Source organism: Myroides sp. NP-2 (assembly GCF_014145665.1).
Classification (GTDB): domain Bacteria; phylum Bacteroidota; class Bacteroidia; order Flavobacteriales; family Flavobacteriaceae; genus Flavobacterium.
The window spans coordinates 36088-50327 of the sequence record NZ_JACHTD010000001.1 but is presented as its reverse complement, the minus strand read 5'-3'; the positions used below and the strand labels follow the sequence as shown (position 1 = coordinate 50327).

Here is a 14240-nt window from a genome sequence, read left to right as displayed (position 1 = left end):
GACTTGCATTCTTTACATTTAAAAATACCTCAATCGTACTAAATCAACAACAAATGCGGAGGAGTAAAGGAAAAGTCAAGCCACGACACCTGCATTTTTTGTACTTTTGAGGGATCGAAATTATACTTATCCTTATGTTTCAATTCAAACAATTCACGATACACCAAGACAAATGCGCCATGAAAGTAGGTACGGATGGTGTACTATTAGGTGCTTGGACTCCCATAGATCACAACCCAACTAAAATTTTAGATATTGGTACGGGTACAGGGTTAATTGCCTTAATGCTCGCACAACGCACTAATGCGGAACAAATTGACGGCGTAGAAATTGATGCAGATGCCCATGAACAAGCCACTGACAACTTTGAGAATAGCCCGTGGGGGGATCGTTTATTCTGCTATCACGCAGGATTAGAGGATTTTGCCAATGGTATGGATGAAACCTACGATCTAATTGTTTCCAATCCTCCTTTTTATAGCGAAGATTACCATACACCAGATGAAAAAAGAGATCAAGCGCGTTTTCAAGAAGCACTTCCCTTTGAGTTACTCATCGAAGCAGTGGAGTACTTTTTATCCGAAGAGGGCATATTTAGTTTGATCATTCCTTCTAAAGAAGAAGAACGCATCATGTACCTTGCTGCGGAGTTTGATATCTACCCTATGCAGGTCACTCGTGTTAAAGGAACACCTAGCAGTGAGATAAAACGCAGTTTACTTGCATTTTCAAGAAAGCGCATAGAGAAAATTCCTCTAAATGAGTTGGTATTAGAAGAAAAAAGACACTGTTACACCCCTGAATTTACCACCCTAGTGCAGAATTTTTATCTAAAATTATAGTATTACAAGTTTTTATACCTGTAAATCAAATTATTTTATAGAAATTTGCTCTACAACAAAGCAGTCAAAAAGATAGCTAATCTATTCCACTATCTTCTTGCCTGCTACGGATAAATAAATAGAACCATGATTTCCAATTTTAATTCAATGATGATGTACATGACAATGAACACAATGATGTTCACTCCTTGTTATGGCCGGAAGTCAATGAATTGATCTGATATAAGTAGATAAATTAGTTGTAGTCTCACCGGTCATTCGGTGGGGCTTTTTTTTTGTCTTTTTCTAAACTTCTAAAACCAATGTTATGAGCAATTTAAAATTTTCAACCCAAGCGGTACACGCGGGGCATCAAGTGACACAAACCTCAGGTTCGAGAGCGGTTCCCATTTACCAAACAACCTCTTATGTTTTTGACAATGCCGAACACGCAGCAGGTGCATTCAATCTGTCCATTCCTGCCTATATCTATACGCGATTAAACAATCCGACCAACGATATCTTAGAACAACGCCTTGCAACCTTAGAAGGCGGTATTGGCGCTGTAGTAACCGCTTCGGGAGCATCTGCTATAAGTACTGCGCTATTAACCCTATTAAAAGCGGGAGATCACCTTGTGGCTTCCAACAGTTTGTATGGAGGCACTTACAATCTCCTCAATGTGACACTGCCTCGTTTAGGCATTCATACCACTTTTGTAGACCCGTCATCTCTCGAGAACTTCAGCAAGAACATTCAGCAAAACACCAAAGCCATTTTTGTAGAGAGCTTAGGAAATCCCAAACTAGATATTATTGATTTAGCCGGCGTTTCCCAGCTTGCGAAAACACATCAGATTCCTTTTATCGTGGACAATACTGTTCCATCGCCTGCTCTTCTACGCCCCATTGAGCACGGTGCTGATATTGTTATTCACTCCTTGACCAAATACATTTCAGGTAATGGTACCGCATTGGGAGGTGCGATTATAGACGCGGGAACATTTGACTGGAGCAGTGGCAAATTCCCAGAATTTACAGAACCTGCCCCGGGTTATCACGGGTTAATATACCATGAAGCCTTGGGTAAGGCAGCCTTTATTGGTAAAATACGCCTGGAAGGATTGCGCGACTTAGGGGCTGCTTTAAGCCCATTCAACGCTTTTCAAATCATACAAGGGCTAGAAACGTTGCCGATTCGACTACAGAAACACAGTGAAAATGCGTTGGGGTTAGCGCAATGGCTAGAAAACCAAGAAGCAGTGGCTTGGGTAAACTACCCTGGATTAGCCTCTAGCCCGTATCACACCTTGGCTAAAAAATACCTCCCCCAAGGGCAGAGTGGTGTCATTACTTTTGGCTTAAAGCAAGGGTTTGAAGCGGCTAAGAAGGTAGCCAATGAAACGAAACTATTTTCCTTAGTTGCCAATATTGGCGATACGAAATCCCTGGTGATCCACCCTGCGTCAACAACACATCAACAACTGACAGTAGAAGAGCAGAAAGCTACGGGTGTTACATCTGATTTGGTGCGACTATCTGTAGGAATTGAATCCCTTGAAGATTTAAAACAAGATTTAGCCCGCGTATTTGAATTATTAACCTAATCTCCTTTTGATCGGTGTACAACCGAAAGAGCTTGCCTTATGAACCACTTGAACTATATCACCTTATACGATTGCAGATTACCCGACCAAACACGACAAACCTTACGGCTGAGTTATGAAGTGTTCGGTCAACCCTTGCATCGAGCACCTGTCGTAGTAGTAAATCACGCCTTGACAGGAAATAGTACGGTAACGGGGGATAGCGGATGGTGGAAACAGCTCATTGGTCCAGGAAAAGTAATTGATTTACACCGCTATACGGTTATAGCCTTTAATATCCCTGGCAATGGATACGAAGGATCTACAGCTCATTTACTGTCAAATTATCGGGTATTCACTACAGCAGTCATCGCTGACTTGTTTTGGAAAGGATTGGATGCACTGCAAATCAAACAATTGTATGCTGTTATTGGCGGAAGTTTGGGTGGAAGCATTGCTTGGGAAATGGCCATACAACGTCCAAAGGCTATCACCCACTTAATTCCAATTGCCACTAATATACAAGCTTCGGATTGGTTAATTGGTCAAGTACACGTACAAGAAAGCATTCTCGCCCACTCGAGTCATCCTTTAGAAGATGCGCGAAAACATGCGATGCTGTTGTATCGCACCCCGGCGTCAATGATTCAAAAATTCAACAGGCATATGGAACAAGAACAGTACGCCGTCGAATGCTGGCTTAACTATCATGGTGAAACCCTCAAAAATCGCTTTCAACTCTTGGCCTATCAACTGATGAACCATTTATTGAAAACCATTGGAAAAGAGTTGACAGAAGATAAACTCCGCATATTTGCCACTCAAACATCAGCTCAAATCACGGTAATTGCCATTGATTCAGATTATATGTTTACCCAACAAGAGCAACAGCAAACAGTTGAAAAATTAACGAAATACGGTGTAGATATCACCTATAAAGAAATACAATCTATTCACGGTCACGATGCCTTTCTTCTGGAGTATGAGCAACTAAACCGTCTAATAAAAAATCTATTATAAATCAACACAACCATGAAAATAGTAAAGTTTGGAGGAAAATCACTTGCATCAGGGCAAGGATTCGACAAGGTCATATCCATTGTAAAAGACAAAGCAACTCAAGGAAAAATTGCCGTGGTGGTTTCTGCCATTGGCGATACGACAGACACCCTTGAATCCCTCTTAGACCTAGCCAAAAATCAAGAAGATTACCTCGCTCCTTTCCTTGCATTTCAGGAGAGACCTTATCACGCAGGCGTTGATTTAGAGGAGGAATTTACCTTGTTACAGAAGGTGTATGAGGGGGTTTCTCTTTTGGAAGACTACAGTTTAAAGATCAAAGATAGCGTGCTAGCACAAGGTGAACTCATATCGAGTAAAGTACTCACCCATCACTTAACACAGCAAGGCCTTCCTGCAGTTGCCATTGACAGCCGTCATTTTTTTGTTACCGATTCTTCTTTCGGTCAGGCTCAAGTAAAAGAAGAAATTTCCAAAGCCAAAACAACCTTGTTCTTTAAAAGTTTAGATCCAACTGTTCTTGCTGTGGTGACGGGTTTTATTGGGGCAAATGAAAGAGGGGAAACAACCACTTTAGGTAGAAATGGCAGTAATTATTCTGCTGCTTTACTCGCCAATTATACTGGAGCGTCAGAATTGCAGAACTACACTCACGTTGACGGTATTTATACTGCCAATCCTGACTGGGTGAAAAACGCGCAAAAAATAGATGAACTCCATTATGAGGAAGCTAATGAACTCGCGCATTTTGGCGCTTCTATCTTGCATGCAAAAACCATTTTGCCCTTAGTTGAAAGCGATATCCCCTTGCGAATCTTAAATACACTAAATCCCAAGAGTAAAGGAACGTTGATTTCATCTACTCCAAGTACAAAAGGGATTAAATCCCTATCCGTACAATCTGATGTGGCGCTCATTCAGCTCGAAGGGCGTGGATTATTAGGTATTGTCGGGGTTGACGCTCGCATATTTACTGCATTGGCTGCTGTTGGCATCAGCATTGGGGTCATCGCTCAAGGCTCTTCTGAACGCGGATTGGGCTTTACCGTGGAAGCAAAAAATGCGCAACAAGCTGTGGAGGTCTTAAAAAAAGAATTTCAGCCTGATTTTTATACCAAAGATGTCGATCAGATTACATACATACCCGATATTGCGATTATATCCATCATCGGACAAGACCTCAGTACCTTCGACAAGCCATATGCTTCTCTAGTAAAAAATAAAATAACGCCTATTCTCTTTCACAATACACTCACGGGAAAAAACGTCAGTGTCGTTGTGCGCAAAGAAGAAGCAAAAAAAGCAGTGAACGTCATTCACGGGCAGATCTTTGGGATGGCCAAAAAAATCAACTTGGCGATATTCGGTCATGGATTAGTAGGCGGTACGTTAATTGACCAAATACTGGCGTCAGCAACAGCTATTGGCGAGAAGAAAAATATCGAACTTCACCTATTTGCCATCGGAAATTCCAAAAAAATATATTTAACAGAGAATAAACTCCCTTCAAATTGGCGTGAAGCAGTAGAAACACAAGGTATACCTTATAATATTCAAGACGTAATTGCCTTTGCACAACAGCATCACTTGGAGAATCTCATTGCAATAGACAACACCGCATCAAAACATTTTGTTGACAATTATATTCCCCTTGTGGAGGGTGGGTTTGATTTAATATCCTCAAACAAAATTGCCAATACCATTTCGTATGCTTACTATCAGAAACTCCGTAAAGCGCTTCAGAACAACCATAAAGAATATTTATATGAAACGAATGTCGGCGCAGGATTACCCTTAATTGACACCATTAAGTTGCTGCATTTATCTGGTGAGAATATCACCAAAATAAAGGGGGTATTTTCGGGTAGCTTAAGTTATATCTTCAACACATATTCTGTACAGGACAAGCCTTTTAGTACAGTATTGGAAGAGGCTATTAGCAAAGGATTTACAGAACCTGATCCAAGGGAAGACCTCTCGGGCAACGACGTAGGTCGAAAGCTTTTAATACTCGCTCGTGAGCTAGATTTACACAATGAATTTGAAGAAATTCAGATTCAAAATCTTGTACCACCAGCCTTACAAACCATAGATACAGCAGCTTTTATTGCTTCACTCACTGCTTTGGATGCGCCTTTTGAAGCCCTTAAAAAAGAACTGCAACCGCATACCGTTTTGCGTTATGTGGGTGAACTATCGGGTGATTTACAGCAAGACAAAGGCATTTTGGAAACTAAATTAGTTGCGATACCTCATCAATCTCCTTTGGGTCAACTCCAAGGGTCTGATAGCTTTTTTGAAATCTATACGGAAAGCTATGGTGAGAACCCAATCATTATACAAGGTGCAGGTGCAGGTGCAGCTGTCACAGCCAGGGGGGTATTCGGCGATATTCTGCGTTTGGCCGATAAGTAACCCTAACATCTACTGATACTATAGTTCAATTATAGTTAACCGCGGAAAGAAGCTTGTTCACTTCTTTTCTTGGTTGTTGTTTTATTCTAAATTTCGTTAAAAGAGAGTAGCCACAAACTACTCTCTTTTTGTCCTTTGACAATCCGCTCAATTTTTTATAAAAAAACAGTAGCGCACTAGGGTGCACTACTGCTAGACGTCATCATATTAAAAATAATAATCCTATGTCTTGTTATAGGAACTAATCAATCGATTTCTGACTATCGCACCAAATCTTTAATTTTTTGCAGCATTAGAGCAAAATCATTTCCCACTTGGATATGTACTACTTTTCCTTGAGCGTTAAAGAAGATATATGTAGGCGTTCCTTCAACTTTGTACTTGGCGTTCATAAGATTTAATCGCCCTTCTTTATTCCAAAGCATTGTACCTTTATTCCCCTTTAACGCATAATACATTTTCATAGCTTCAGTCTGATTGTCGAGATAGTAGGTTACATAAGTAACTTTACTTTGGATCTGCTCAGCCAAGCTTGCCATATGAGGCGCAGCTTCCTGACATGCTTCACATTGCATGGTTGAAAACTCTACTATTACAGGCTTTCCTGTAAAGAATTGACTAAATTGCACCTTATCTCCTTTTTGATCTAATGCAGTAAAATCGTAAAAAGAATCGCCTATTTCCAATTTTTTAGCATTCACCAAAGCGTCAAGGTATTGAACTTCTTTTTTATCTTTATACTCGGGAGCTACCAAACGCAACAAATGTTGCAATTCTTCTTTTGTAAACCTATCCTTTACATAAAGTAACATGGAACGTCCATATGCTGTGTTGATATGGTCTGCTATGAAAGAATAGTCTACTAGATCGACTTGCTTTAGGGTTTTTGTCACCTTTCCAAGAGGTTCAACCTGATTGTAATAAATGTACTGTATGCTATCTGTTTTTCCTTGCTTCCAAAGGTCCATCGCCTCTTTTTGTAGGCTATCAACTTCTAGACGCAAGGCCTTACTTGCTTGATAATTTTCATAGCGCAATCGGTCATTTTCTGAATTCATCGCGCGAATATCTTGAGAGAAATTATCCATAGATCCCTCAATAACAACCGTTTCATTTCCTAGAAAAAAACGCGTGTTTCTAACTCCTTGTCCCTCTTTTACTACCAAATAAACTGGTGCTGGTGCCTCAGACAGCTGTACTTCGACTTCAAATTCTTCTCCCTTTTTAGGAATTTCTACTTGTTGCTCTCCACTGATCAGGATCAACGAGGCTCCTTCTGCTAACCCATTTAATTTTCCTTTAATACGCAATTTTTCTTGTGCTAGACTCAGTGTAGATAAGGCGAATGTTAGAAATAAAATTGTTGCTTTTTTCATGATTTACTGCTGCATTTCATTGGTTGTTGTGCAATGTACTCTTTTTTCATCTATATGCCATTTATTTTTTTTCGGGCAAAAAAACGGATGTACAACAAAAAGACGAGCAGATTTTCCCCCTTTTTTAATACTTTTAATCTCTGTAAACGCTATAGGTAGCCATCCACTAGGAATGCTCTTAGAGCACAAAAAAAAAGCAATGAAAAAAAGAGTACTAAGTATTGTATTAGGAGGGTTTCTCCTTATAACGGTGGCGGCTTGCAACCAAAGCTATGAACATTCGACCGCTGATACAGCAATGAGTTTGGAGTCTGCTGATGTCAACTCCACTCCTGCTAAAAACCTCGAAAGTCAACAACAAACGACACAGCGCAAAATCATTAAAGAGGGAAGTATTCGCTTTGAAACCGCGAATGCAAAAGATACCCGTCAACAGCTTACTACTGCTGTTGCGAAATACCAAGGCTATGTATCTCAAGACAATGCAGAATCCTACGGAAATCGCTCTGTTTATACCCTGACCTTACGCATTCCAGCAGCCCATTTTGAAAGCCTACTGGCCGACATTGCTACAACAGCTAAAAACATAGAACAACAAGACATCAAAGCCCTCGATGTTACGGAAGAATTTATTGATGTAGAATCGCGTATACAAACAAAAAAAGAGTTGGAAAGTCGCTATAAAGCACTCTTGAGTAAAGCATCTAAGATTGAAGAAATCCTAGCGATTGAGAAAGAAATCGAAACTCTGCGTTCGGATATCGAATCTTATGAAGGTCGATTGAATTATTTAAAAAGTAGCATTGCCTTTAGTACACTGACTGTCGTATTTTACGAAACACAGCCTTCAACAACCTCCTCAGGTTCTGAATTTACTAGCGCTTTTAAAGAAGGATGGGATAATTTGGTTGCTTTCACCTTGGGACTATTTTACATTTGGCCATTTATCCTAATTAGTATAGGCGTATTCTTCTTGATTAGAAGGAGAATCAAACGCAAAAAAAGAAAGACAAACGAATCACTATAAATCAGTAGATTACAAAAAAATGAGCCGATTATAACATTTATCGGCTCATTTTTTTTTTAAGGATTAATTGTTTCTATGGGTTTATGAAGGACAAGATTTAGTTTCCAAGGACATACTCGTTTCATTGGAATCAAGTCATTGCGTTCGCGACAGTTTATCGCTAATTTCAGCTTTTTAACTTCGAAACAATTAAACTAGGGTAATTTCCATTCTCTAGTAAAATAACAGCAATTTAGCTATACTTTCACACCCAAAAATTGCACATCTATAAATATTACTTATTTTTGTCGTCACAACTGATAAACTTAAGAATATTATGAAACCAGATTTATTTCAGGCACCGGATTACTATCTTTTAGATGATTTACTTACAGAAGAGCACAAATTAATTCGTGATGCTGCGAGAGCATGGGTAAAAAGAGAGGTATCTCCAATTATTGAAGAATACGCTCAAAAAGCGGAATTCCCGAAACAAATTATCAGTGGATTAGCTGAAATTGGAGGATTTGGTCCTTATATTCCAACGGAATATGGAGGAGCAGGATTAGATCAGATTTCATATGGTTTAATCATGCAAGAGATTGAAAGAGGAGATTCAGGCGTACGTTCAACATCATCTGTTCAGTCGTCTTTAGTGATGTATCCAATTTGGAAATACGGAAACGAAGAACAACGCAATAAATACTTACCAAAATTAGCAACAGGAGAAATGATTGGTTGTTTTGGTTTAACTGAGCCAGATCATGGTTCTAACCCTGGAGGGATGATCACAAACTTCAAAGATATGGGGGATCACTACCTATTGAATGGAGCGAAAATGTGGATTTCGAATGCACCATTTGCTGATATAGCAGTAGTTTGGGCGAAAAACGAAGAAGGTAGAATCCATGGATTAATCGTGGAAAGAGGGATGGAAGGATTCACTACACCAGAAACACACAACAAATGGTCTTTAAGAGCTTCAGCAACAGGAGAGCTTATTTTTGATAATGTAAAAGTTCCAAAAGAAAACTTATTGCCAAACAAATCAGGATTAGGAGCACCTCTAGGATGTTTAGATTCTGCGCGTTACGGAATTGCTTGGGGAGCTATTGGAGCAGCTATGGACTGTTATGATACTGCTTTGCGTTATTCAAAAGAGCGCATTCAGTTTGACAAGCCAATTGGAGCAACACAATTACAGCAAAAGAAATTAGCTGAAATGATCACAGAAATCACGAAAGCGCAAATGTTAACTTGGCGTTTAGGTGTTTTGAGAAATGAAGGAAGAGCAACTTCAGCTCAAATTTCTATGGCCAAACGCAACAACGTGGCTATGGCATTAGAAATTGCTCGTGATGCACGTCAAATGTTAGGAGGAATGGGAATCACAGGTGAATACTCTATTATGCGTCACATGATGAACCTAGAGTCAGTTGTAACATATGAAGGAACTCACGATATCCACTTGTTAATTACAGGTATGGATGTGACAGGTTTCCCTGCATTCAAGTAATCTAGCTTATACTAAAATAGATAAACTTTATATAAAGAGCTTCTCCTAACCGAGAAGCTTTTTTACTTTTGTATAAATTCTTATAACACCATGAATATACTATCCGTTAATCAATTGATTACTCCCGAACGCAACGCTTTATTACAGCATCCTTTATATCAAAAAATAACGTCCATTGCACATTTGCAAAAATTCATGGAAGGCCATGTATATGCCGTGTGGGATTTTATGTCCTTACTCAAAGCGCTACAGCAAAAGCTCACTTGTACTACTACGCCTTGGTTTGCATCGCCCTATCCGCAAACCAGGTATTTAATCAACGAAATTGTCTTAGCTGAAGAGTCGGATCTTACTCTGGATGGACAGCGTTTGAGTCATTTTGAGATGTATTTTGACGCAATGGAAGACGCTCAGGCGAATACGCAAACCATGAAGGACTTCTTAGTGGAATTGCAAAACGGGCACACCATCGAACAAGCGATTGCCTCCTTAGCAGTTGATCCAGATATTAAAGCGTTTCTCGCGTTTTCCTTTGACGTAATTGCCCAAGGAAAACCACATGAAATCGCCGCTGCCTTTACCTTCGGTCGGGAAGATTTAATTCCCGATATGTTTACTGAAATCTTAAAAGGGTTCCAACTTAACTTTCCCGAAACAGATTTGTCAAAATTAATTTATTACTTTGAGCGACACATTGAATTGGACGGGGATGAACACGGGCCCATGGCTATGCAGATGATCACAGAACTCTGTGGAACAGACGAACAGAAATGGCAAGACGTTATTCGCGTTTCCAAAGCCGCACTTGAAAAAAGATATGGTTTGTGGAATGCCATTGAACGCAACATTGAATCAAATTAATTCACTTTATAAATAAAAAACAAGGCTATGAGTACATTAAAAGGAAAAAATGCAATTATCACAGGCGGTGGGCGCGGATTAGGAAAGGCGACTGCACTTGCTTTTGCCAAAGAAGGAATTAACGTGGCTATCACGGGAAGAAACGAGGAGCGCTTAAAACAGACAGTCGAAGAATTGACTGCGTTAGGTATTAGAGCGACCTATGCCGTATTTGATGTGGTAGACAAAGAAGCTGTTCAACGCGAAATTGCTAAGGTCATTGCTTTTTTAGGCGGTATTGATATTTTAGTAAACAACGCTGGTATCTCTGAATTTGGAAAATTTACTGACATGCCTGCATCGCGTTGGGAAGAGATCTTATTAACCAATGTTATGGGGGTGTACAATGTTACACGAGAGGTACTTCCACATTTAATTGAGAAAAATGAAGGTGATATTTTCAATGTTGCCTCAACTGCTGGATTAAATGGAAACCCGACGACTTCGGCTTATTCGGCTTCTAAATTTGCAGTAATTGGGTTATCTGAATCCCTGATGAAAGAAGTGCGAAAAAACAACATTCGCGTATGTACGTTAACACCGAGTACCATTGCGTCAGATATGTCGATTGAACTAGGCTTAACAGACGGCAATCCCGATCACATTTTACAACCGGAAGATTTTGCGGAACTACTTGTTGCAACGTTGAAACTACCGCGTAGAGCGATGCTAAAGACAGCTTCACTTTGGACAACAAATCCCGTATAAAATAAGCAAAAAAAGCTACCGAGAAAAGGTAGCTTTTTTTGCTTATTTTTTTTTCGTCTTGTGAATTGCATTTACCAATATGTTAGTACATTTGTACCCGTTTTTATATCGTATAAATCTATGGTTCGCAAACTTTTACGCTTTATCTTAAAGCTTGTGTTGTGGTTCTTTGCACTAAGCATTTTATCTGTTATTTTCTTCCGATTTGTTCCAATTCCCTATACTCCCTTGATGTTCATACGGCTATATGAGCAAAAAAAGGATGGTCAATCCTTTACTTTAAAACACGATTGGGTTCCGATCGAACAAATCAGTCCGAATTTGCAAAAGGCGGTTATTGTCAGTGAAGACGGTCACTTCTTATCGCATAATGGTTTTGATTTTAAAGCGATTGAAAAGGCAATGAAAAACAACGAAAAGGGCAAGCGCATTAAGGGAGGAAGTACCATCTCTCAGCAAACGGCTAAAAACGTATTTTTATGGCCAGGGCGCAGCTATATTCGCAAGGGATTTGAGGCTTACTTTACGGTGCTTATTGAGCTTTTATGGTCCAAAGAACGCATTTTAGAAGTCTACCTCAACAGCATTGAAATGGGGAATGGCGTCTATGGTGCAGAAGCTGCGGCTCAACACTGGTATAAGAAAAGTGCTGCTAAACTCTCCGTTCAGGAAGCTGCCGGATTAGCTGTTATCCTCCCTAGTCCAAGACGCTACAATCCCGTACAATCTGGTCCTTATGTCAGCAGGAGAAAACAAACAATCTCTAAATACATCAAAGGCTATGGTCCACTTGATTTAAAGAAAGAAAAGAGTAAAAAGAAATAAAATAATACATTTTTCTTTATTTATTTTCATCTAAACTAGATTTTTACTAACTTGTAGTCAAACTTAAATTTATTTGTTATGAAAAAAATTGTATTAACATTAGCGTTAGGTGGATTACTTTTCGCTACATCATGTAAAGACAACAAAACTGCGCCTACCGAGGGAGATACTATTCCAGCAACCGAATTAACGGAAGCGAAATCAGAAGCGGAGCTTAAATTTGAACAAGCGAAACAAGCCCTAGATGAAGCAGTTAAGAGTGGAGACAAAGCGGCAGAAGAAGCAGCGAAGAAAACACTAGATGAGGCTCAAAAGGCTTGGGAGGCAACCAAACAAAAAACGGATGAAGCAGTCAATCACCTAGAGAACAAAGCGGATGAATTGAAAAAAGACGCTGAAAAATCGTTAGATGAGGCAAAAGACAAAGCCAATGAATTAAAAGAAGACGCCAAAGAAAAGGCAGAACAAGCAAAAGAAAATGTAAAAGAAGCGGCTAAAGAAACTCAAAAAGGGTTGGAAAATGCCGCTGATAAATTGAAAAAATAAATAATAGTGAGGGTGTCCCAAAAGGTCACCCTCTTTTGTTTTGTTAAAGTGGGACTTTTCCCTTTGATTAAAAATTCTTTCAATTGACCAAAAGCAGTCAAGAAGAAGACACAACGTATACAGTAGGAAGTAGAATGATTCACTATTGCTTTATCGTTTTACCTCTATCTTCTTATGCTTATTGGACAGCCCCTTCTTTTTATAGACATCAAAGGTTTTTCTGTATTTTATCAAAAAACAACTATTTTATCTTTTATTTACCACTCAAACACATGGTTCTTTCTTATTTTTTTCGTAATTTGTAAACAACTAAAAATCAAATACTATGAAAACAAATATTGGTCTAAAAGACGAAGTAAGACAAAAAGTAACGGATGTACTCGCTCGATTGTTGGCAGATGAATATGTACTGTACACCAAAACGAGAAAAGCGCATTATAACGTAGAGGGCATTGATTTTCATTCCATGCACTTATTTTTTCAATCCCAATATGAAGCCACGATTGTAGATGTAGATGACATTGCAGAGCGAATTCGCCATCTAGGTCATTATGCACCAAGTAGCTTAAAAGAATACCTTGCATTAACTCAATTAACTGAATCCAGAGATAACGAAGCAAATGACAGTGCGTCTTGGATTAAAGACTTATGCAAAGATCACGAGGCTATTATTATTTTCCTAAGAGAAAACATTGACCCGATTGATGAAATGAATGACAAAGGGACTGCTGATTTCTTGACGAGTTTGTTAGAAAAACACGAAGAAGCAGCTTGGATGTTACGCGCACATATTAAGTAATATCCTATTGCTTATTTATTATAGAGGTTTGTCTTTAAAAGGCAAACCTTTTTTGTTACTTTTACGGTCAACCCAGAACAATAAAAACAATGAAACGATTGATTATGCTTAGTGCTGTACTGTTGCTACAGTGCGCTTGTACGTCTTCGCCCCAAACGGAAACGCAGAAAGCACTTTTATTTCAGAAAAGCTTAAATAAAGAGTTTGCCAATAAAGAGACTTCTCCCTTAGTGCCTGATGCCTTAAAGAAATTCGTGAGTTTAGATTTCTTTCCAATAAATGAGCGTTTTATTATCGAAGCACAATTCACGCGTACGCCAGATGAAGTGCCTTTTGAAATGCCAACCACTACAGAACGCAAACCGATATATGTCAAATACGGTGAAGCTAGTTTTTCACTAAATGGCAAAGAACAAACCTTAGACTTGTTTCAAGATATTAATCTACGCAATCAAAAAGAATACGAAAAGCATCTGTTTCTCCCATTTACGGACTTAACTTCAGGTGTGAGTACGTATGGTGGTGGTCGTTATATTGACCTAGAAATACCCGACGGAGAAACCATTATATTGAATTTCAACTTAGCGTATAACCCATATTGTGTGTATAACCCTAAATTCTCTTGTCCTATTCCACCGCCTCAAAATGACATTAATGCGGAGATTAATGCAGGAATTAAAGACTATAAATACTAAACAGCATAAAAAAAACCTCAATCGAAAG

13 protein-coding genes are annotated in these 14240 nt (G+C 39.1%); 12 read left to right on the top strand and 1 reads right to left on the bottom strand.

The features are described 5' to 3' along the window. Positions 1-134 precede the first annotated feature (134 nt). From H4K35_RS00225 to thrA, 4 genes are all read left to right on the top strand, one after another. Positions 135-842, top strand: coding sequence for a tRNA1(Val) (adenine(37)-N6)-methyltransferase (locus tag H4K35_RS00225; RefSeq protein WP_182625386.1), 708 nt, complete (start codon positions 135-137; stop codon positions 840-842). Between the two features lie 307 nt (positions 843-1149). Next, a complete protein-coding gene (locus H4K35_RS00220) occupies positions 1150-2427 on the top strand; it encodes an O-acetylhomoserine aminocarboxypropyltransferase/cysteine synthase family protein (RefSeq protein WP_182625385.1) in 1278 nt (425 codons plus the stop codon). Between the two features lie 39 nt (positions 2428-2466). Beyond that, entirely contained in the window at positions 2467-3426 is a 960-nt protein-coding gene (locus H4K35_RS15695; protein WP_255492321.1) for an alpha/beta fold hydrolase, read from the top strand. Positions 3427-3438: 12 nt separating this feature from the next. Further along, the gene (thrA, locus tag H4K35_RS00215) at positions 3439-5841 is read left to right on the top strand and encodes a bifunctional aspartate kinase/homoserine dehydrogenase I (RefSeq protein WP_255492320.1); all 2403 of its coding nucleotides are present in this window, start codon (positions 3439-3441) and stop codon (positions 5839-5841) included. 260 nt (positions 5842-6101) lie between these two features. Here thrA and H4K35_RS00210 read toward each other — a convergent pair whose 3' ends face one another. After that, complete coding sequence (locus tag H4K35_RS00210) at positions 6102-7217, bottom strand: TlpA disulfide reductase family protein (RefSeq protein ID WP_182625384.1); 1116 nt, start codon at positions 7215-7217, stop codon at positions 6102-6104. Positions 7218-7416: 199 nt separating this feature from the next. Here H4K35_RS00210 and H4K35_RS00205 point away from each other — a divergent pair, with 199 nt between their 5' ends. The 8 genes from H4K35_RS00205 to H4K35_RS00170 all read left to right on the top strand — a co-directional run bounded on the left by H4K35_RS00205 (position 7417) and on the right by H4K35_RS00170 (position 14212). Then, a complete protein-coding gene (locus H4K35_RS00205; protein ID WP_182625383.1) occupies positions 7417-8244 on the top strand; it encodes a DUF4349 domain-containing protein in 828 nt (275 codons plus the stop codon). Between the two features lie 316 nt (positions 8245-8560). Beyond that, the gene (locus H4K35_RS00200; RefSeq protein ID WP_182625382.1) at positions 8561-9739 is read left to right on the top strand and encodes an acyl-CoA dehydrogenase family protein; all 1179 of its coding nucleotides are present in this window, start codon (positions 8561-8563) and stop codon (positions 9737-9739) included. 90 nt (positions 9740-9829) lie between these two features. After that, positions 9830-10600: a DUF3050 domain-containing protein gene (locus H4K35_RS00195; protein WP_182625381.1), complete on the top strand. Its 771-nt coding sequence runs from the start codon at positions 9830-9832 to the stop codon at positions 10598-10600. A gap of 27 nt (positions 10601-10627) precedes the next feature. Next, positions 10628-11347: a 3-ketoacyl-ACP reductase gene (locus H4K35_RS00190; protein ID WP_182625380.1), complete on the top strand. Its 720-nt coding sequence runs from the start codon at positions 10628-10630 to the stop codon at positions 11345-11347. A gap of 120 nt (positions 11348-11467) precedes the next feature. Further along, positions 11468-12172, top strand: coding sequence for a monofunctional biosynthetic peptidoglycan transglycosylase (mtgA, locus tag H4K35_RS00185; RefSeq protein WP_182625379.1), 705 nt, complete (start codon positions 11468-11470; stop codon positions 12170-12172). Positions 12173-12250: 78 nt separating this feature from the next. Then, complete coding sequence (locus H4K35_RS00180; RefSeq protein WP_182625378.1) at positions 12251-12718, top strand: hypothetical protein; 468 nt, start codon at positions 12251-12253, stop codon at positions 12716-12718. 325 nt (positions 12719-13043) lie between these two features. Beyond that, entirely contained in the window at positions 13044-13517 is a 474-nt protein-coding gene (locus H4K35_RS00175; RefSeq protein ID WP_182625377.1) for a Dps family protein, read from the top strand. Positions 13518-13606: 89 nt separating this feature from the next. Beyond that, positions 13607-14212 carry a DUF1684 domain-containing protein gene (locus H4K35_RS00170; protein WP_255492319.1) on the top strand — a complete coding sequence of 202 codons (606 nt, stop codon included), beginning with the start codon at positions 13607-13609 and terminating at the stop codon, positions 14210-14212. The last annotated feature ends 28 nt before the right edge of the window (positions 14213-14240 follow it).